Below are 21,217 nucleotides of genomic sequence, written 5' to 3' on the forward strand. Positions count from 1 at the left end.
GGATATTCCCCTCATCCCACCCGTAAGACCGAGGGTAGAAAGGACAAAAGTAATTTTCATAACTATAGAACCCATTTGACATCTATTCCAGACTTATTACCACAACTAGGTTTGGGCCGAATCAGTAAAATCCTAGATTTAGGCTAGAATAGTTGCTCTGTAAGGATTTTACAAAAGATGTCAAATGGGTTCTATAATAAAAAAAATGCTTTTTGGAAAACACAGATACTCCTGCGGACAAGTCTGCGGTAGGGCAGTACGAATTTGGAACTTTAAACGCTTATTCGCAAATAAATTATGTCTGATCATTGCGGGAGATATTAGTCGGGAGAGCTAGTTGGATAAAATGTAAAATTTCACTGTATAATTACCAGCGATTATCGCTAAAAAATTAGCTATTTAAAAAGAATTTGCCAAGCAATAATTGCTAGCGCTAAATCGGCGATCGCGTGGCTGATATAACTAGACCAAAGCGAACGATAAGTCAGATAACACTGCGACCAAATTATTCCGGCGGCGAAGACAGCTAATGAGCCTAAAATCACACCGTGCCAATCGCTGTAGGCTGCGATTACAAAAATGTGGTGGAGGGTGAAAAATAATGCACTGAGAAATATTGCTTTTTTTCCAGGTATCAAAATCTGGCATTTGTTGCAGACAAACCACCGCCAAGTAAATTCTTCAATCAGTGAATTAACTAGCACAAAATATGCTTCAATTATCAAGTAAATATTAGGGCTGCTAATACCCAATTGCTGCGCTTTTTCTTTAGCAGTTACAGGATCGATCCAGTGCTGACCGAAAAGGCTGTAGATACCCACAATCACCGCAAACATGAATATTCCCCAAACAGCTCCAGCCAGCAATTCTCGGCGCTTGGGGAGGGAGAAACGCAGGTTAATGCAATCGACAAAAACAGACCACGCGATCGGAAAAACCAGCAACCAAACTTGACACAAAACTGACAGTGTTTGTCCCCAGCTTCCGCCAATATACAATGCTGTTACTGCACCAATACTGGCGGCAGGGACAAGCAATGTGATAGCTAAGAGTGCTGTTTTGCGATCGCCATTATCCAGCATTTTTTACGCTACATTTGAAAAATTGTATTGAGATCGAAGGTAAAAGCTTGGCTGCTGCAGACAGGGGAGTTTTGTGCCGCTTATCAAAGTGGCGTGCCTTTTCAGTTGCAACAAAATGTTCATGTAAGAACAATTCGATCGCCTCTTTGCATTTGCGGCTCAAAATACCATAATATAATCTAATCCCTAATAGCTGTGTATTTTGGCCCAATGACGATCGCCATTGACTTTGGAACTAGCAACACCGTCGTCGCTCGCTGGAATCAGGCCATCCAGCAGCCAGAAACTTTGAAATTACCGGGATTGTCGGCAATCTCAGCTCAAAACCCGCCCCTAATTCCCAGTTTGCTCTACGTTGAGGACGCTGCTCAAAATAAAATAATACTCGGTCAACAAGTCCGCGACAGAGGTCTCGATCTGAGTGGAGATTCTCGGTTTTTCCGCAATTTCAAGCGAGGAATTGGCACTTCGGTTCAGGGTTTTGTGCCGGAACTAGACGGGCAAATTGTGGATTTTGTACGAGTAGGTGAGTGGTATTTGAGCAAAATTGTCAGCTCAATTCGCGAACTGCCCTTGCCGGTAGATTCTTTGATTTTTACAGTGCCTGTAGATAGTTTTGAAGCTTACCGCCATTGGTTGGGTAAAGTGTCTGAATCTCTGCAAGTAGAACAGGTGCGGATGTTGGACGAACCGACGGCGGCTGCTTTGGGCTATGGTTTAGCCGATCGCGAAATTCTCTTAGTCATTGATTTCGGCGGCGGAACTCTCGACCTTTCTTTAGTGCGCCTCGACATTTCTGCTGGCCAAAAGCCCCTGGGTTTTCTGCTCAAATGGGGCGAAAAATTATTAGCTGAATCTTCCGCACAAAAGGCAAAAGTTGCTCGGGTTTTGGCTAAAGCCGGACAAAATTTGGGCGGTTCGGATATTGATAATTGGCTGGTTGACTATTTTGTCAAAACAAAAGGGCTGGCCAAATCTCCGATTACAACGAGATTGGCAGAACGGTTAAAGATTCAGTTATCTTTGGTAAATCAGGCGGTTGAAGTTTATTTTGATGATGAAAATTTTGAGAGTTACGAATTAGAATTAGACCGATCGCGCTTTGAATCTATCCTCGCCGAACATCAGTTTTTTGACAACCTCGACGAGTGCATGAATCAAGTATTGCAGCAAGCGCGCCGCCAAGGCTTAGAAATTGACGACATTGATGCAGTTTTGCTCGTTGGCGGTACTGTTCAAATTCCCGCCGTAAAGCGTTGGGTGGAGCAATATTTCGAGCCGGCAAAGATTCGGTGCGACAAACCCTTTGAGGCGATCGCCCAAGGTGCTCTGCAACTGAGTCAAGGCATAGAAATCAAAGATTTTCTCTATCACAGTTACGGAATTCGCTACTGGAACCGCCGCGAAAATTGCCACAGTTGGCACAGTTTAATCAAATCCGGCCAGTCTTATCCGATGAGCGAACCGGTAGAATTAGTCTTGGGAGCTTCTTTAGAAAATCAGCCGAGTATTGAATTAATTATCGGTGAATTGGGAGCGGAAACTGGCGGCACGGAGATATATTTTGACGGCGACAGGCTTATTACTCGCCAAATCGCGGGCCAAACCTCGGTACAGCCGCTAAATGACAAAGATGGAGCTCGCAGTATCGCGCAATTGACACCGCCGGGGTATCCGGGGGGCGATCGCGTCAAAATTTTGTTTCGCGTTGACGAACAGCGCTTTTTACGCATTACCGTGGAAGATTTGCTGACAAATCAAACTTTGTTGGAGGATAAACCCATGGTGCAGCTAAGTTAAGCATTCCTGAACGCATGGGATCTCAGAAACCGGGTTTTTTACGAAAATCCTTCGTTGCAGCCCGCAGATTAAGTGAAAAACCCGGTTTCTTTGATGGAGTGTGTCCATGACTAAAATTATTAAAAGCAGATGAACTACAAACTAGAATTTCCACTCTCTCCCGAACTAGAAAAGTATCGCGACCGAATCGAAGCTACCATTAAACCTTACATTGAAATTAAAATCCAGAATAATGCTCGGGTTAATTTGTGGCAGAGTAAATTTGGGGGATTGCCCTATTTACCTAAAGGCTTTGAGTATCCAAAAACTCCTGACGGTAAATATTTATTCTTGCTAGCACAACTCAACTTTGATGAAATACTGCCTTTAGATGGTTTTCCCGATCGCGGAATTTTGCAGTTTTATATAGCTGACGATGACCTATATGGTTTAAATTTGGACAATTCTGCCAATGCAGATAATCATACAATCGAAGACCAATTCAAAATAATCTATTTTCCTCAGCCCGACTTCAAAGTTGAAAACATCATTACCAATTATGATTTTTTGCCGGAACCAGAATATTTTCCTGTTCAGAGCTGTTACGGCTTGCAATTTACTAAAAAATATGCGCCGATTAGTACCAGTGACTACCAATTTACACAAATTTTAGGAGCGGAAATTGAAGAGTTATTTATGAACCCTGAAATTGAGGATGAGTACCGAGAAATATCGCATTCCTTTGGTCATAAAATAGGTGGTTATCCTTATTTTACACAAGACGACGCAAGAAAATATAGTAATACATCTGAGCAAAAACAAAAGCTAGATATTCTTCTATTCCAAATGGATACCGATGCCAATGAGACAGTAGATATCATGTGGGGAGACAGTGGTGTCGGTAACTTTTTTATTAATGAATCAGCACTCAGAGAATTAGATTTTAGTAAGGTTTTATACAATTGGGATTGTTGTTAAAAGCAGCAGTTAAGTAAGCACACCTAAAAAAACATAGTACCCAGAACCCCGACTTCTTTAAGAAGTAGGGGTTCTAACAGATTGAATAGTGTTTGACTATGCCCAATGCCCAATGCCCAATGCCCAAGGGTCTAAATTTCAGATTTGTGCACAACCACGGGTGTCCCCACCGAGGCCCAATTGAACAGCCATTTAGCGTGATTTACAGCTACATTCGTGCAGCCGTGAGTGACGGGATTGCCAAACAAATTGTGCCAGTAAGCGCCGTGAATTGCCATTCCTCCGTCGTAATACATTGTATAGGGAACGTCGGGCACATCGTAGTCCGGCCCTGTCATTCTGGCAACGCGGTATTTGGTTTGAACGGCAAAGGTTCCCGTGCGGGTGGGAGTCGATGATTTGCCGCTGGAAATAGTCACCGCATAAACAGGTTTGCTTCCTTCCCAAGCTGTTAATCTTTGTCTTGACAAATCAATTTCAATCCAGCGCTGACTGGACTGCTGCAACTGCATAATTCTATTGGCAATTTTGTTGTGCTGCGAGCCGGCAATTGCAGGATTTTGCCCGCCACAAAATGCAGCAACTGTGAGGGCGCAGCCGGCACAGAAAATGCCGGCGCGGCGAAAGTAAGTTGAGTTGATAATGCTGTTCATTCCTCACACCCAAAACGATTTTAGACTTGAAATTGTAGATTTTAGATTAGCTTGTACTACTTTAGATTGTAGATTATAGATTTTAGATTGGGAAAGAGGGCTTAACAAGTTGTTAACTTTTTGGTAAGAGTTCGGGCAATTTGACCGATCGCCCGCCAATCTCCATTTTCCACTAAGTGTTTGGGAAATAAGTCTCCCGCCAAACCAACGGCGATCGCCCCAGCGTCAATAAATACCTTCGCATTTTCCACTGTCACCCCGCCAGTGGGAATCAAAGGAATGTGTCCCAGAGGGCCTTGCAGGCTTTTCAGGTAAGCTGCGCCTCCCAAAGCCGATATCGGAAACACTTTAACGCAGGTAGCGCCTGCTTGCCACGCTGTCACAATTTCCGTGGGAGAAAAAGCACCGGGGACGATCGGCACTCCGGCATCAACTGCTGTTTTAATCATAGCTACATCTGTGTGCGGAGTAAACAAAAATTGAGCGCCGCAATCTATGGCTTCCTGCAACTGTTCTAAGTTTAATAAAGTGCCAGTACCAATACTAAAAGTAGGAAATTCCGAGCGGAGTTCGGCAATTAATTCAGCAGCTTTGTGAGTGTTCCAAGTAATTTCAATAAACAAAAATCCGCCTACTGCTACCGCTGATGCCATCTGCCAAGCGAGTTCCTTTTCGGAGGAACGGATCACGGCGATGGCGCGGTGTTTTTTGAGTTGTGCCAACCAAGATTGACGATTCATACAATTTTAGATTTTAGATTTTAGATTTTAGACTTCGGTGCGATCGCTCAGTCGAAGGATTTTAAATTGGGAACGAGCTTAAATTTGACACTCATATCATTCTGACTCCCATATAATTTTAGTACACATTACTAACTCCGATATATGCCAAACTACAATATGCGCGGCGTGCAATTTTTAACAGACAATCTAGGCAACAAAACCGCTGCAATTGTTGACCTCAAAGAACACAGTGCATTTTGGGCCGACGTGCTGGCCGAATGTGGCGAACCGACAGACTTTCAGTTTTTAGTTGATTCTCAAGGCGAAAAAATTGCGGTGCTACTTGACTTCTAGAAGCACGGCGAACTTTGGGAGGATGTTTACGACTGTCTGACTATTGAATCTAGAAAAGATGAACCAAGAGTTCCTTGGGAAGAAGTTACCCGTTGCTGCTCTCTACAAAAAAATGTAAACTAATATAGTCGTGTCTGCTGTGGGTGCAGCCTCCTGCGGCAAATTTTCTGGGAGACCTAATGAAGAATTCTGATGCAGCTACTCCTCTCAAGTCCCACGGAGTTAGTCGATTATTAATGCAGTTCGCTTGGGCTAACGTCTCGTTAAACGTCGTTTCCCTGCTTTTAACTTCGGTGAAAGCAATTGCACCAACGATTGAGGCGCCACTTCAAGGTTTGCAGCAGATTTTGTTGATTGTTACAATTCTTGTCGCCTTGATTTTGTTCGTGCTTTTTCTAGTCTGGCTATATCGCTTGCACGTCGATCTCAAGGTTCTTTTCAATGATTATCCTATCACCCCAGGAGGAGCGATGGCAAGATTTCTCATACCGATATACAGTATATGGGGAATTTGGAATGCACTCTCAACATTTGCCAACAGATTTAATCAGGAAGGGGGAGAATTAGCAAAGTTTGCCGAGTATATAAATCCCCTGATCGGAGGGTTTTATGCTTTAACTATTGCCTCAAATATGTTGAACCGTGAATTTTCAAGAATGCAGAGGCAGAGTCCAGAAATAGAGCCTTTATGGTTGTTCTTGCTTAATGATGTAGTAGGCCTGGGTTTGTCGGTCATGTTATTGCTAATGGTAAAAAGTATGAGCAGTGCCGTTGTTGCCAAAGCTCGTCAGCCAAAATCAGGCAGGACAATCAAGGTTTAGTAGGTAGGGGTAGGGTGCGTCCCTCTGGGATAACTGCAAATAGCGAGAATTGTCGCAGCGACGCACCCTACTATAAAAAATTGGGGCGATTCCAGACAATCCCAGAATCACCCCAATTATTGATTTCAAACTTTAGATTCCATCCAAAATTTTAAATCTTAAATCCCAAATCAATTAGGCAATTGTTGCCATCTTGACATCGCTGTTGGCTAGCAAATTTTGCAATTCATCAGCATCCACAGTTTCCTTTTCTATTAGCATATCTGCCAAGGAGTTTAGGACGTGGCGGTTGCCAACCAGCACGTCTTTAGCGCGCAGGTAAGCTTGCTCTACCAACAAGCGGACTTCATCGTCGATCGTGGCAGCGGTTTCTTCAGAAAAGTCCCGTTCGGCCATGATATCGCGACCCATGAACATATTCCCTTGTTGGCGACCGAGAGCTACAGGGCCTAACCGATCGCTCATTCCGAAGCGAGTTACCATTTGCCGCGCTACTCTTGCCACTTGCTGCAAGTCATTGGAAGCGCCAGTCGTGACTTCTTCCTCCCCGAAGACAATCTCTTCAGCAATGCGGCCGCCCAAAGCTACCGCCATTTGATTTTGCAAGTAAGAGCGAGAATACAAGCCAGAATCCATCCGATCTTCGCTCGGTGTGAACCAAGTCAAACCGCCAGCGCGGCCGCGGGGGATAATGCTAATTTTCTGCACTGGATCGTAGTCAGGCATCAGGGCACCGACTAAAGCGTGACCGGCTTCGTGGTAGGCTACTAAGGTTTTGCGCTTTTCGCTCATCACGCGGTCTTTCTTTTCCGGGCCGGCGAGCACGCGGTCGATCGCATCGTTGACTTCATCCATCGAGACTTCGGTCAAGTTGCGGCGGGCTGCCAAAATTGCCGATTCATTCAGCAGGTTAGCCAAATCGGCACCGGTGAAACCGGGAGTGCGGCGGGCGATTTTTTCCAAGTCCACATCTTTCGACAAGGTTTTGCCGCGGGCGTGAACGTTGAGAATTTCGAGGCGGCCTCCGAAGTCGGGGCGATCGACCACAACTTGGCGATCGAAACGGCCCGGACGCAGCAGCGCAGCATCCAGCACGTCGGGGCGGTTCGTAGCAGCAATCAAAATGATGCCTGTATTGCCTTCAAAACCGTCCATTTCGGTCAGCAACTGGTTCAGGGTTTGTTCCCGTTCGTCGTTACCGCCGCCCAAACCAGCTCCCCGCTGGCGGCCTACCGCGTCAATTTCATCGATAAATACGATACAAGGAGCGTTGGTTTTAGCTTGTTCAAACAAGTCGCGGACGCGGGAAGCACCCACACCTACGAACATTTCCACAAATTCTGAACCGGAAATCGAGAAGAAGGGAACGCCTGCTTCGCCAGCAACTGCTTTGGCGAGCAAGGTTTTGCCTGTTCCGGGAGGGCCTACCAGAAGCACGCCTTTGGGGATTTTTGCTCCGACTGCGGTGAAGCGATCGGCATTTTTCAGGAAGTCCACGACTTCTGCGAGTTCTAGCTTGGCTTGTTCGATGCCGGCTACGTCGCCGAATGTCACCTGAGTTTGAGGTTCCATTTGAACTCTAGCTTTGGATTTGCCGAAGTTCATGGCTTGGTTGCCGGGCCCGTTTTGGGCGCGCCGCACCAAGAAAAACAGTCCCACTAACAGCAGGATCGGGAAGAACAGGCTGCTGAGGGCTTTTACCCAGAAACCTTCGTCGCTTTGGGGCAGAACTGAAATGTCTACGTTGTTTTTGGTCAGGATGTTGATCAGTTCGGGGTCGTTCGGCAGGTTGACGAGTACCTTGTTGCCATCTTGAGCCGTTACGAGGGCTTTGCTGCGATCGGAACTGATATTTATTTTGTCTACTCTCTTGCCTTCTACTTCCTGAATGAATTGGCTGTACTTCCAAACTTCCCGGCTTGGGGGCTGTTTGTCAAAAAATGCCGTGGCTAGGGCAATGACTACAATAGCCAGCAGTGCGTACAGTCCAGCGTTTCTCCACCGTTTATTCACCGAGGTCGATCCTCCTAATTATTTAGTCCCTACAGTTTGGGATTTTTTATTTATGTTCATCAATCTTAACGTAATTGTAACTTGTTTGCGGCCTGCAAGAATCCCCGTTAGGGCGATCTTGCTTGCATGGTGGTGGAAACCGAACGTGGCTTCACTGCGTCAGGTGATGAAATGCTTTCCTCGCAAAAGGTAAATTTTTGCTTACACGATCGAGTGATTTTTGTCAATGTGCCGATTGAGTGGGTAACGAGTTGAGGCCAAGAGGGAGATGGACGATCGTCGTCTCAATCAAGCGCGCATCGCGATCGATGCTTGAGTTAGAGGTAATATGGGTGCAATCTCTTGCTGTTTTTGAGGCAGAACAAATGTATAGCGGTAGTGAAGCCCCGGCAACTACCTGACTCAGCGCGGCAACAGTTCAGATTTTCTGAGTGCGGATGCGGTTGGCTGATGTACTCTACCAAGCTGACAGCAGTTTGAGCGCTGGGGTATTGAGAAAAAATATACATGAGGCGATCGCCATCTTCGGCACAGAAAAAACGCCGCATAGGAAAATTGAAATAACTGGCTTTTTAACTGATATGCACAACCTCGCAGATAATATTATAGTGGCAACTAATTTATATAATTGTGGCGACCACTTTCAGGCAGAGTTAATTTGTACCAAAATTCTTGACAGTCAGCCAGACAATTCAGATGCTTTGTGTTTGTTGGGAAAAATCAAATATCAACTCTCAAAAAATCAGCTCGCTTCGACAACAGACGCAAGCCTGCGCTATCATTTGTGGTACTACAACAACCAAATTTGGAATACCACCACATGGGCAGGAGTCAAAGCACTAAAATCTCCCAGCGATATGTGGAGTTACCAAGAAATCATCTGGGATTTGAAACCTAGTTTGATCGTAGAATTTGGCAGTTTCTATGGTGGAGGTACTTTATTTTTTGCCTCGCTCCTTGAAAAAATCAATAATAAATCTCAAGTGTTTTCGGTAGATATTGACCATACATCTCTCAATCCCCAAGTGAGAAATCATCCCCGCATCGAGTTAATGCTGTCATCCTCAACCGCCCCTCAAGTTTCTCAAAGAATAGTCGAATTACGCAGAGAATTTCCCGGGCCGATATTTGCTATCCTGGACAGCAACCATGAAAAGCAGCACGTTTTGGGCGAGATGCAACTGCTGCGACCGCTACTGCAAACAGGCGATTACGTCGTAGTTGAAGATAGCAATATAAACGGACACCCAGTTTTGCCCGGATGGGGAGAAGGGCCATACGAAGCAATGGAAGAATATTTTGCCATTTACCCTGATGATTATCAAAGAGATGATTTGCGCGAACAGAAATTTGGCTTTACTTTTGCAACTGCTGGATTCTTGATTCGACGCTAAATATTTAAAATTGTACTGCAACTCAAAGATTGCCATGAAATTTCCACTGCACCAACCAACCCTCCAGTTATTGACAGGACTCTCAGGAGTCGAACTGGGAGCAGCCTCGCACAATCCCTACGGAGTGAATGCAATTAATGTTGCTCCAAAATTTGACGAAGATTTGTTTCAAGACAACCAAGTTAACATGGGAGAGCAACCGACAAAGATCGATATGTACGGCGAAGCAGACAACATTCCTGTCAAAGACAACAGCCAGGATTTTGTTTTATCCAGTCACGTATTTGAACACATTCCCGATCCCATATCTGCTTTATTAGAATGGCAAAGAGTTCTCAAGCCTGGGGGATATGTGGTGATGATTGTCCCCCAGCCGGATGCTCTCGCCGGAGACAATCGCCCCCTATCTACCTACGGGCAATTAATTAAAGCACACCGAGAAAAATGGACGATCGAGACTGCTCCAGCGGAGAATTTATATGGTGGTAAAGGCGGGCACTACTGGAAATTTACCTCAACAACTCTAAGAAAATTCTTTGAGAATCTCAAAACAGCTAATGACGGCATTCCGGCTGTGAATTGGCAACTGCTAGGTACCGAAGATCCCGACAGCAAGGTAGGAAACGGGTTTTGGCTGGCTTACCGAGTGGGAGCATCTCCTTTTTGAAAAAATTTACTGTGTGAGATATTAAGCTCGCACGCTATAAAATCAAAACTGAGATGCTCCCCTCGTACCTGAGCTAATTGGCTGCTAACAGCAGCATTTTTCAAGACAAGTAAGCTCAAAATTAATTATTTAACACAGAGGTTTCCCAGAAATGAATTCTACAAATCAGTTGAAATATCAGCCGCTTATCAGTATTGTGATGCCAGTTTACAATACACCAGAGCAGTTTTTGAGAGAAGCAATTCAATCTGTTTTAAATCAAACCTACACTCACTGGGAATTGTGCATTGCTGATGATGCTTCTACACAGCCTCATGTCAAGCTAATTTTAGAAGAATATGCGGCAAAAGATGCAAGAATTAAGGGAATTCTTAGAAGTAAAAACGGTCACATATCTCGCGCGTCAAATTCGGCACTGCAATTAGCAACTGGTGAGTTTATATCGCTGCTAGATCACGACGATTTGCTCACAGCAGATGCTTTGCAGGAAGTGGTAATGCTGCTGAACCAGCATCCCGATGCAGACATGATTTATTCCGATGAAGATAAGGTAGACGAGCGCAACAATTTTTGTCTTCCCTGTTACAAGCCAGATTGGTGTCCCGATTCATTTTTGTCTCGGATGTATACTTGCCATCTGGGTACTTACCGGCGATCGCTAATTAACGAAATCGGTGGATTTAGAGCAGATTATGATGGCAGTCAAGATTACGATCTGGTTTTGAGGCTTACAGAAAAAACTAACAAAATATTCCACATACCTAAAATCCTTTACCACTGGAGATTTCACCCCGAATCTGCCTCTGCTTCTAGGGATGCTAAACCTTATGCCTACGAAGCAGCAGCGAGAGCCATCACAGATACAATTCACAGAAGAGGGGAAGCCGGACAAGTTATAGCGCATCAAAATTACCCCGGTCACTATACTGTTCGGTACGCAATCGAGAGTTACAAACTGGTTAGTATTATCATTCCTACCAGGGATTTTGGGAGTATTTTAAATAAATGTTTACAATCAATTTTTGCCCTAACTTCGTATCCTAATTACGAAGTGGTGGTAATAGACAATGGCAGTGTAGAAGTTGAAACCAATAATTTTATCAACAAGTGGCTAACTTTACAGCCAAATAAGTTTAAATGCTACCGATCAGACATTCCATTCAATTATTCTCGCCTTAATAACTTTGGCGTACAAAAAGCCCAAGGAGATTACTTACTCTTTTTAAATAACGATACCGAAATCAGGGAGGGAGACTGGCTCAATGGTATGGTCGAGCAAGCTCAAAGACAGTCAATTGGCGCTGTGGGAGGGCTGTTGCTATATCCTGATAATTCTATCCAAAATACAGGATTTATCTTAGGTGTGAACGGGATTGCCAGTCATGCCTACAAGGGAGTTAAGAAGGTATTAGAGTATGAGGACATAGTACACATAGGATTTACTAATAATGTCTCCGCTGTTACCGGATCGTGCTTGATGTGTCGCCGGGAAGTATTTACCAGCAGCGGCGGTTTTGATGAAAATTTACCCATTGTATTCAGCGATATTGACTTATGTTTAAAAATGATGGCTCAGGGCTATCACAATATATATATAAGTCACACCAAAGTCTGGCATCAAGAATTAAAAGGTTGGGCGTTTGAACTGAGTGATGAAGAACAGTTAAAGATTGAAGCAGCAGCGTCTAAATTAATGGTATCAAGATGGAAAAATTTAATAGATCGCGATCCTTGCTTCAGCCAGTATTTAGTGAAAAAGCTGCACGAACAGTTAAACCCGATCGAAAGAATGCAGCCTTTAGTTAGCATTTGTATTCCTACTTATAACGGCGAGAAATATCTGAGCGAGGCACTTTTTAGCGCTATGGCTCAGACTTATCCCCATCTAGAAATTATTATTTCAGATGACGGTTCGACCGATCGCACAATGGCCATTGCTAAGTCACTCACTGACAAGTTTCCCGGCGAGTTCAAATTTTCTGTGCACGAGAAATTTGGATTAGTTAAAAATTGGAATCACTGTATTTCTCAGGCAAAAGGGAAATATATTAAGCTGTTATGTCAAGATGATTTGCTAGAACCGGATTGTATTGCCGAACTGGTAAATTTAGCAGAACAAGACGAGCAAATAGGTTTGGTGTTTTCGCGGCGGGGAGTTTTGCTAGCAGGAGACGCTAACTCCGATGCGGCTTGTCAAGCAATCGGTAGAGGTGCTTTAGAAATATCTCAAAACTGGTCAAACTTGCAGCGAGTACAAGATGGCAAAACACTGCTGGCAGATCCTAATCTGTTGAACAATCCGATTAATAAAATTGGAGAACCGAGTACAGTTTTGATTAGAAGGGATGTTTTCGATCGCGTCGGATTTTTTGATGTAGAATTGCAGCAATTAGTTGATGTTGAAATGTGGTTCAGAATTATGAGCCACTACAAAATTGGTTTTGTCAACAAAAGTTTATCCAACTGGCGCGTTCACCTCAATCAACTGACAAGAGAAAACTTGCTGAAGGGAGAAATAGTGCAAGATGTCCAAAGATTGCACCAGAAAATTTTACACAGTTCGTACTTTAATTTATTGAACTCTGAAGTTAAAAATCGGATGAGTGATGCTAATCAAGCGGCAGACTGGATGCAACTGTTAGCTGGAGGAAAAAAACAGCAGGTAAATGTTACTGCTGTTCCTGTTGTTCCGGCTGCGGCTTTAGAAGTGGCGCAAATTTCTCCTGTTGCTTCTAATATTCACCGACCTTTTTGGTCTGTAATGATTCCTACTTACAACCGGGTAAAATATTTGGAGCAAGCGTTAAAAAGTGTGCTGCAACAGGCTCCTAATGCTGAGGAAATGCAAATAGAAGTTGTTAACGATTGCTCGAACCAATCTATCCAAGATGAAATGGAGGCTATTGTTAATGCTGTAGGCGGTGGACGAGTTAATTTTTACCGACATCCAGAGCAAGATATCGGTCAAACTGCTATCTTTAATCTCTGCATTCAGCGATCGCGCGGTGAGTGGGTGCACATTTTGCACGACGACGATGTTGTATTGCCGGGATTTTACAGCCGCTTGCGAGAAGGTATAGAAAAAGAACCGAGTGTGGGTGCAGCTTTTTGCCGCCACATTTATACAGACGAAGCGGGAAATCAGCGTTGGGTATCTTGGTTAGAAAGAGAAACTCCAGGGGTACTGACTGATTGGTTGGAACAGATTATTGTGATGTGTCGCTTGCAAGCTTCTCCCATCGCAGTTAAACGCAGTGTTTACGAAAGTTTGGGAGGTTTTTGCCCTCAAGCTGGTGCTGCTTCTGATTGGGAGATGTGGAAGCGAGTTGCAGTGCATTATCCGATTTGGTACGAACCGGAACCGCTGGCTTGGTATCGCCAGCATACTTCGTCAGACAATACTCGCTTGCTGAAGTCGGGCGGGCTAATTGCTGATGTGCGAAGATCGATCGACATTTCTCAATCATATTTGCCAAGGGCGATCGCCGATAAGTTATCGAATCAAGCCCGAGAACACTATGCTTTCTATGCTTTGGAGACAGCTAAAAAACTCCTGACAGATGGAGAATCTGAGGCGGCGATCGCTCAAATTCGAGAAGGACTCAAATGCAGTCAATCGGCCCAATTAAAAGAGGCATTAGTTTCACTATTATTACTTGGTGAATCTCATCAACCTTCCACCGGATTTTCCAGCTCTACCGCTCGGCAATCGCAAGAGTCAAGCAACACATCTGCTGCGGTAAACACTCGAACTACCCGCAAACAAATTGCTGATATTTGGCTGAATTTATCAGCCGAACAAGTGGCAAGTGCCTTTGCGGGGGATACAGGAAAACAGCACCAAGCCCTGCTTGCCAGCGAGATTAGAGATGAACCGCTAACCGATGCAGAAGAGACTTTTGCGAGGGAATTAGCCGCCAATGTGGCGAAAGGATTTAACGACCCGAAAGCTATCAATTACCTGCTAGCAGCGATGCTGTACCGTCGCGCCGACCAATTGCCGATCGACTACGATCGCGCGACAATTCCTAACTGGTTCGCCAACGAATATCTCAAATTCATGTTCACCTGTCCTAACCTTTTTCAAACAAAAGGAGAAGCAGAGAGTTACTATCAATTTATTCGAGGATGGATTGATTACGTACATAGGAATTTGTTCAAGAATTCCGAGTCGCCTCTGTGGCAGAATATTGCTTTGTTGTTCGCGCAAATTGCTAACTTTATTCCGCTGTACTTTACGACGGAAAACCTGCGCGATATTTATACCAAACGGGCAGAGATTATCGAGTTTGCGCTGAAAAATCGCGGTTGTTCTATTGATTGTATCTTCCCGGCGCGATCGCCCAACCGCACAAAAATCCGCCTCGGCATCATCAGCGACCATTTCGCGCCGCAAACCGAAACCTTCGCCACCATCCCGGTTTTCGAGCATTTAAACCGCAACCAGTTCGAGATTTACCTGTACGCCCTCAACACCAGCGGCCACCAATTAGAACAATACTGTCAAAGTCGCGCCGACAAGCTGGTTGCACTCCCGAAAGACTTTGCATCGCAAGTCCAAACCATCCGCGCCGACGACTTAGATATCCTGTTTTTTGGTACGAATTTAACAGCTATCAACAAACCCGTTGGTTCCCTAGCAATGCACCGTTTAGCTAGGGTACAAACAACCTCTTTCTGTTCCCCAACAACCACCGGCATCCGGCACATGGATTACTACATTGCAGGCAAATTTACCGCGCCTGATGCTAGTTATCAAGCACAATATCGCGAACAGTTGGCTGTACTCGAAGGCAGCGGTTTTTGTTTCAAATACGCCACAGAATCGGAAGTTGCTACAGTCAAACCTACGCGCCAAAGTCTCGGCATTTCCCACAACACAACTGTTTTTGTTTCCGGCGCTAACTTCTACAAAATTCTGCCGGAATTGAGAGAAACCTGGGTAAAAATTCTAGCTGCTGTACCGAATTCAATCTTGATTTTATATCCCTTCGGGCCGGCATGGACTCGTACCTATCCAGTGACACCTTTTGTTAACAATATGAACGCTATCTGCGCTAAATACGGCGTGGATAACAACCGCTTGCGGTTCGTGAAACAACTGCCCAGCCGCGCGGATGTCAAAGAGTTTTTGCAGCTAGCAGATGTTTATCTCGATTCCTATCCCTACGCTGGGGCTACATCGTTAATCGATCCTTTGCAAGTAGGATTGCCGGCGGTGGTTGTGGAGGGAAATGCTTTGCGCTTCCGCCAAGGTGCGGCGATGTTGCGGGAATTGCAAATGCCCGATTTAATTGCGCGTGACGAAGCATCTTATATTCAGCTAGCTGTTAATCTCGGCACTAACCCGCAGTTGCGGCAGCAAAAACGGCAGGAAATTAAGGAAAGAATGCAGGGCAATCCCGCCTGTTTTGATAGTGTGGCATATTCAGGGGCGATCGCGAAATTATTCCAAAAACTCTTTAGCAACTGGCAAAGCAGCCACCTAGAAGCAGCCCGCAGCTTGCAGGATAGCATTCCCAAACCAGCCGACTTGGGTGAAAAACTCTCGAATGCCGTCCAGCTTTACCAGAGAAACTCATCAAACATTTCACTAATATCCGAACTGCGTCAAATTCGCAAACAAATCGCTGATTATTGGCTGAACCTTCCCGCCGAAAATCTCGAAACAGCTTACCAAAGCGCCCCCGGTAATAGCTATCAAATCCTGCTCAAAAGCGGCTTTCAACGTCAACCAATGATAGAAAGCGAACAAATATTTTTGCAGCAACTAACTCAGCTTAGCAAAGGATTAGTCCATCCTAAAGCTGTCAATGCCTTGCTGGCGGGAATGCTATATTTTCCACCAGAAACTATGCGGATTCCCGACGCTCGTAACCGTTTACCGCACTGGTTAATTGGAGATTACGAACAAGTTTTTGAGACAGAAGCTGCCGTCAAGTCCGAGTCAAGTTCTGACTTGTTATTGCAATACATTCAATCTCCGCAATTTGCCAATCAACTGTTAGGATGCGTCAATCTTTATCGCATAGATCCTTCTGACGTATCGGTAGTTTTAGAACTACGCCAAATCCGCAAACAACTGGCTGATTTTTGGCTGATTGTTCCTTCAGAACAACTGGAAACAGTTTACCGAGGCGAAGTTCGTAAGGGATATCAAGCAATACTTAGCTGCGGGTTGCAATCCGAGTCAATGACGGAAGCAGAACAGAAGTTTTTGCAGCAATTAACTGAAATTAGTAAAGGGTTAGTGAATCCTCAAGCTATCAATGCTTTGCTTGGTGCGATGCTGTATTTTGTGCCGGGAAAAATGCGGGTTCCCGACCCTCGCACCCGCTTGCCCAAGTGGCTGATTGAGGATTACGAAAATGTGTTTGAAAGCGCATTGTTGGCATCGGAACAAACAATTGTGAAACAAGATTATTTGCCGCAGTTGCTCAATCAATTAACTGCTGCGGTCAATCTTTATGAAATTGACCCGACGGCGGAATTGGTAATAGCAGATTTGCGGTCAATTCGCAGGCAAATTGCTGATTTGTGGCTGAGGGTTTCTGGCGAACAATTAGAACTTTTGTACCGGAGCGATTTCGGGAAGGGTTACAAGGCTCTGCTGGGCTGCGGGTTTGTGAATGATCCTTTGAATGAGAGCGATCGCGCATTTTTCAATTCGTTGGTTGCTGAGTTGAGTAAAGGTTTTGGAGCGCCTGAAGCTGTGAATAATTTGTTGGCGGCGATGCTGTTTTGTCGCCCTGGGCAGTTGCAAGTTCAGGATGCGAATAGTTGTTTGCCTTCTTGGTTGTTGGAGGATTACGAGCAGTTGGTTGGGGGTGCGATCGAGCTTGCTGTTGGGTGAGAAAGGTGCAGTTTTTGAGATTTGGGATTATTTGTTAGTCTCAAATCTCAGGATTGAAACGAACCGCGAAGACGCAAAGTACGCTAAGGAAGAAAATGGAAGGAAAGATCGAGAGTTGAGAAATCATTGTTCCTACTTGTAGTAGTTCAATTCAATACGAGTTGTGGATGTTGAGTCTCAAATAAGGGGCGTGTTACTTGGCGCAGTAGCACTGTTTCTAAACTGCCATCTACTACATTTTCTGCTTCTATTTCTAACTCGCCCCACAATAAGCGATCGCCCTGAGTTGGCATTTTACCTAAATTGTGAATCACGAATCCGGCGATTGTTTGGTACGCTTGGTTCGCAGGCAGGTTTAAGCCGAGTTTTTCGTTAACTGCTGTCACTTCCCAGATGCCGGAAATCAGTGCTGAATGAGCATCTTTTTGAATGATAGTGGCTTCGGAAGTTGACAGCAGGGGCTCCGACTTTTGGCTGGTAATCCAACCTGTCAGCAGCCACACAGTACCGTTGAGAATTGCTAGCAGCGGCCACAGTATTTTTGAGCAGATTTCTATGGCTGGCATCAGCAGCAAAGCGGTGCGTTCCGGGGCGTGGGTTGCTAATACTTTGGGGATTAGTTCTCCTAATACTATTTCGACGTAAGTTACTAATATAAATGCTGCGGGAATTGCGATCGAATGAGCGCTCACCCAGGCGGCTAAATGACCGATCGGCAATTTGTCGATCCACGGCTCAATCCAGTGTACAGTCGCACCCTCACCCAACCAACCCAACAGCAAGCTCCCTGCCGTTGTGCCTGTTTGAGTCACCGACAGGTAATGCGGTATGTTGTTCTGCGCTTGGTGGACGAGTTCGGCGGTTTTGGCGTTTGGGCGATCGCGCAACTGGGCGAGTTGGCGGATTTGATGGCGATCGGCTGATACTAATGCTAGTTCTGACGCCACGAAAAACGCGATTAAAAGTGTTAATCCCAGCAACATTGCTAACCTCAGCAATGTTTGGGCGACTTCTATTTCCAGGGAAGTAAAGTTGTTCAAAATAGATAAATAATACGATAGATGTTTTTGACTAACGCCTTTATTTTAGCTTAGCCATTCAGATAAATTGACATCGGATATCCGCACTACCCGTATTTGTAGGAGGCGCACTGTGCACCTTACCCGTAGAACTTGTGAACTCTTACTCTTCTCTTTTCCCCCTTCGCGCCCTTAGCGCCTTCGCGGTTCGTTAAAAAAATCCAATTCACAAACCCGAAACTAATTGCTGGATCAACCCTCCCTTACCCCCCGCAACGAGTGAATTTCCGTAAAAGTTTGCTCCGGATCGGAATTCAACCCGCCTTGAATGTAATTCAACTTAACTTCTTCCAACAAATCCGACAGCAACGACTGCAATTCTCCGAGAGTTTTCTCGTCTTGCAACTCCCGCCGCAAACTTTGATTAAATTCTTGGCTGAAATTATCGATAATTTTTCGCCCCTTATCGTCTTCGTAAGTAGTTGCTACCACATCAACAGCAGTTTGAGCCAGATAATTGGCTAGCTGTTCGGTCATTTCTTCAGGCAAAATATTAATCGGAGAGAAAGTTTGCAGGAGTTGATAAAAATCCGACTGTTTGATTGTCGCTTCCAAATTGTGGTGCAGCAATTCTTCCAAACCCGGTTGCACCTGCGGCAAAACCTTGTAAATTGTCAGATCGAAAATCCGCTTGGTAATTCGTTCGATCGTATTTTCCTGATTGACGTGAAGGTAGGGCTGCTGCGGATCTAGCAGTACCCGCGCTGCGTCGCCCTGTTCGATCGAACTTTGAGCTTGATTGATAAACCGCACCATCATGTATTCCGACATCGTATCGGCTAAATAAGCCACCGGTTCGTAGGTAATTTGAGCAACGGCGCGATCGAGATTAACCAAACCCGACTTGTGCAGCCGCAGCAATACCGGCAGAATCCGCCACCCCTGCCAAATCGGAATCAGCAGAAACACCTCGTACCAGCGCCTCAGCACAAAATCCAACCAACTTACCCCCGGCTTGCGACGGCTGTGGAACAGACTTTTTATGAAAAATTCCGCCCAAAAATAACCTATAAAAAACGCATCAATTCGCCAAAACTGGTCAGAGGCTTGCAAAGATTCCGCCTTTGGCAAACTCGAATCAATGCCTTTAATCGGATCGTAAATTTTAACTAAAGCCGGAAAATAGCTCAAATAAACAGGGCGCATCTGCGGGTAACTGAAATGGAAAATCACCAACAAGAAATTGACGGCTGCTACTAATGCGCTCAGTTTTGCCCAAGAAATTGCTTTTTTGGGAGATTTGATATCAGTGTTGTTAACAGTTGTGTGGGAATCTGACATAAAAGTAATTTTCCGAATTTGCTAATCGCTCGATCTAACTTGTGGGAGACGCTAAAAAGACCCTAATCTATTATAATCCCTTGGTAAACACTAAGTATGAGGAAACCCAAAACCGTGAACTTAAAAACAGGCATATCGCTGCTCAAAGAAACTTTTACTCAATGGCAAAAAGATAAAGCCCCAACCCTAGCCGCCGCCCTAGCCTATTACACAGTCTTCTCCCTCGCCCCGCTGCTAATTATCGTAATTGCGATCGTCGGCTTAGTCTTTGGTGAAGACGCAGCCCGAGGTCAAATCGTCGGCCAACTCCAAAGTTTAATCGGCAAAGATGGCGCTCAAACCGTCCAAGAACTCATCCTCAAAGCCTCCGAACCCAAGTCAGGCATGATCGCTACTTTAGTCGGTCTCGCTACACTTTTGTGGGGCGCTTCCAACGTATTTACTAATCTCAAAGATGCCCTCAATACTATTTGGAATGTCTCACCGCCTCCCGGACGTGGCATTTGGGGATTTCTGCAAGACCGCGTATTGTCTTTTGCGATGATTTTAGGTATAGGGTTTCTCTTGCTAGTATCTTTAGTAATTAGCGCTGTTTTAGCAGCCATCAGCTCGTGGTTGAACGGTTTGCTGCATTTACCAGTCGGCCTTTGGCAAATTGTAGATTTTGCTCTTTCCTTTGGGGTAGTCACGATGCTTTTTGCCTTAATTTACAAACTATTGCCCGATGTCGAGCTTGCCTGGAATGATGTTTGGATTGGTGCAGCAATTACCTCTCTGCTGTTTACGATTGGCAAATCCCTAATTGGAGCATACCTCGGAAGCAGCGGTATTGCCTCTACCTACGGTGCAGCAGGTTCCTTCGTGATTATCCTGCTTTGGATTAATTATTCCGCTCAAATTCTGTTTTTGGGTGCCGAGTTTACCCAAGTTTGGGCTAACCGATACGGTTCCAAAATGCGAAGTTCGCGAAACAAGATTCTCAACATCGAAAACGGGGAATGAATCCTTTGTACCCAAACATCGGAACAATTCCTAAGATTAGACCAACGGGAAATTTGAGGTTAAGGTACAACTCCTGGTTTGACAGAATCAGGAAGTTTTGCTGCCGTTGCGGTGTACATAATTGAGCAGATTTAACTAATTTAACAGAGGTTAGTAGAACTCTTGAACTCAATCGCAGACTCCATCGAATGGATCTGCGTTTATCTGTGTTTATCCGCTGTAAATTTGCGGTTAAAAGACCGAATTTTGATACAAAAATTCTAGTTAAAACAAGAAGGCAAAATGCGGAAAAAATAACAAAGTTTGAAGGCAATAATTTTGCTTTTTTCGTTAGCGCAGCCCTCGGAGAGGATCGCCTTTTCACATTCTTAGGATTGAGGTCAAAAAAACCTGATTTCTTTAAAAATCGTGGCTGTTCTTCGAGAAAGTCAGATGAACAAATCTGGCTTTTGAAATAGGATGCGTCCCGAATACAGAATTTATTCGGGACGATTTACTTCTGGTTTCTCCAAATTTATACCTATTTATCGCAAGGGTTA

Annotated in this window: 15 protein-coding genes; 9 read left to right on the top strand and 6 right to left on the bottom strand. The window is 44.8% G+C overall.

All coding sequences use genetic code 11. The features are described 5' to 3' along the window. Positions 1-395 precede the first annotated feature (395 nt). Positions 396-1,082, bottom strand: a complete 687-nt coding sequence (locus QT998_RS15640; RefSeq protein ID WP_333092203.1) for a CPBP family intramembrane glutamic endopeptidase — start codon at positions 1,080-1,082, stop codon at positions 396-398. 210 nt (positions 1,083-1,292) lie between these two features. Between QT998_RS15640 and QT998_RS15645 the strand changes: the two genes are divergently transcribed. Both QT998_RS15645 and QT998_RS15650 read left to right on the top strand, forming a co-directional pair. After that, positions 1,293-2,882, top strand: coding sequence for an Hsp70 family protein (locus QT998_RS15645; RefSeq protein WP_333116568.1), 1,590 nt, complete (start codon positions 1,293-1,295; stop codon positions 2,880-2,882). Between the two features lie 129 nt (positions 2,883-3,011). After that, positions 3,012-3,839: a YwqG family protein gene (locus tag QT998_RS15650; protein WP_333116518.1), complete on the top strand. Its 828-nt coding sequence runs from the start codon at positions 3,012-3,014 to the stop codon at positions 3,837-3,839. 131 nt (positions 3,840-3,970) lie between these two features. Here the strand turns inward: QT998_RS15650 and QT998_RS15655 are convergent, their stop codons facing one another. Together QT998_RS15655 and QT998_RS15660 are read right to left on the bottom strand one after the other, a co-directional pair. Continuing rightward, positions 3,971-4,492 carry a L,D-transpeptidase gene (locus QT998_RS15655; protein WP_333116520.1) on the bottom strand — a complete coding sequence of 174 codons (522 nt, stop codon included), beginning with the start codon at positions 4,490-4,492 and terminating at the stop codon, positions 3,971-3,973. A 101-nt stretch (positions 4,493-4,593) separates the two neighbouring features. Then, complete coding sequence (locus tag QT998_RS15660) at positions 4,594-5,232, bottom strand: bifunctional 4-hydroxy-2-oxoglutarate aldolase/2-dehydro-3-deoxy-phosphogluconate aldolase (RefSeq protein ID WP_333116522.1); 639 nt, start codon at positions 5,230-5,232, stop codon at positions 4,594-4,596. Positions 5,233-5,376: 144 nt separating this feature from the next. Here QT998_RS15660 and QT998_RS15665 point away from each other — a divergent pair, with 144 nt between their 5' ends. Together QT998_RS15665 and QT998_RS15670 are read left to right on the top strand one after the other, a co-directional pair. Beyond that, positions 5,377-5,568: a hypothetical protein gene (locus tag QT998_RS15665; RefSeq protein ID WP_333092209.1), complete on the top strand. Its 192-nt coding sequence runs from the start codon at positions 5,377-5,379 to the stop codon at positions 5,566-5,568. A gap of 179 nt (positions 5,569-5,747) precedes the next feature. After that, positions 5,748-6,389: a hypothetical protein gene (locus QT998_RS15670; RefSeq protein ID WP_333092210.1), complete on the top strand. Its 642-nt coding sequence runs from the start codon at positions 5,748-5,750 to the stop codon at positions 6,387-6,389. Between the two features lie 174 nt (positions 6,390-6,563). On the opposite strand, the gene ftsH3 is transcribed toward QT998_RS15670, so the two are convergent. After that, positions 6,564-8,402 carry an ATP-dependent zinc metalloprotease FtsH3 gene (gene ftsH3, locus QT998_RS15675; RefSeq protein ID WP_333092211.1) on the bottom strand — a complete coding sequence of 613 codons (1,839 nt, stop codon included), beginning with the start codon at positions 8,400-8,402 and terminating at the stop codon, positions 6,564-6,566. Positions 8,403-8,845: 443 nt separating this feature from the next. Between ftsH3 and QT998_RS15680 the strand changes: the two genes are divergently transcribed. From QT998_RS15680 to QT998_RS15690, 3 genes are all read left to right on the top strand, one after another. After that, on the top strand, positions 8,846-9,796 hold the full coding sequence (locus QT998_RS15680; protein WP_333092212.1) for a cephalosporin hydroxylase family protein: 951 nt from the start codon (positions 8,846-8,848) through the stop codon (positions 9,794-9,796). Between the two features lie 34 nt (positions 9,797-9,830). Further along, entirely contained in the window at positions 9,831-10,463 is a 633-nt protein-coding gene (locus QT998_RS15685) for a class I SAM-dependent methyltransferase (RefSeq protein WP_333116525.1), read from the top strand. Between the two features lie 151 nt (positions 10,464-10,614). Then, on the top strand, positions 10,615-17,316 hold the full coding sequence (locus tag QT998_RS15690) for a glycosyltransferase (protein ID WP_333116528.1): 6,702 nt from the start codon (positions 10,615-10,617) through the stop codon (positions 17,314-17,316). A gap of 146 nt (positions 17,317-17,462) precedes the next feature. Here QT998_RS15690 and QT998_RS15695 read toward each other — a convergent pair whose 3' ends face one another. Continuing rightward, a complete protein-coding gene (locus QT998_RS15695) occupies positions 17,463-18,356 on the bottom strand; it encodes a CNNM domain-containing protein (protein WP_228050037.1) in 894 nt (297 codons plus the stop codon). 231 nt (positions 18,357-18,587) lie between these two features. Further along, positions 18,588-19,676, bottom strand: a complete 1,089-nt coding sequence (locus QT998_RS15700; protein WP_194067915.1) for a hypothetical protein — start codon at positions 19,674-19,676, stop codon at positions 18,588-18,590. 114 nt (positions 19,677-19,790) lie between these two features. Between QT998_RS15700 and QT998_RS15705 the strand changes: the two genes are divergently transcribed. Further along, complete coding sequence (locus QT998_RS15705; protein ID WP_333116531.1) at positions 19,791-20,678, top strand: YihY/virulence factor BrkB family protein; 888 nt, start codon at positions 19,791-19,793, stop codon at positions 20,676-20,678. A gap of 188 nt (positions 20,679-20,866) precedes the next feature. Beyond that, complete coding sequence (locus QT998_RS15710) at positions 20,867-21,136, top strand: hypothetical protein (protein WP_333116533.1); 270 nt, start codon at positions 20,867-20,869, stop codon at positions 21,134-21,136. The last annotated feature ends 81 nt before the right edge of the window (positions 21,137-21,217 follow it).

This window comes from Microcoleus sp. S1D4, from assembly GCF_036700765.1.
Taxonomy (GTDB): Bacteria; Cyanobacteriota; Cyanobacteriia; order Cyanobacteriales; family Microcoleaceae; genus Microcoleus.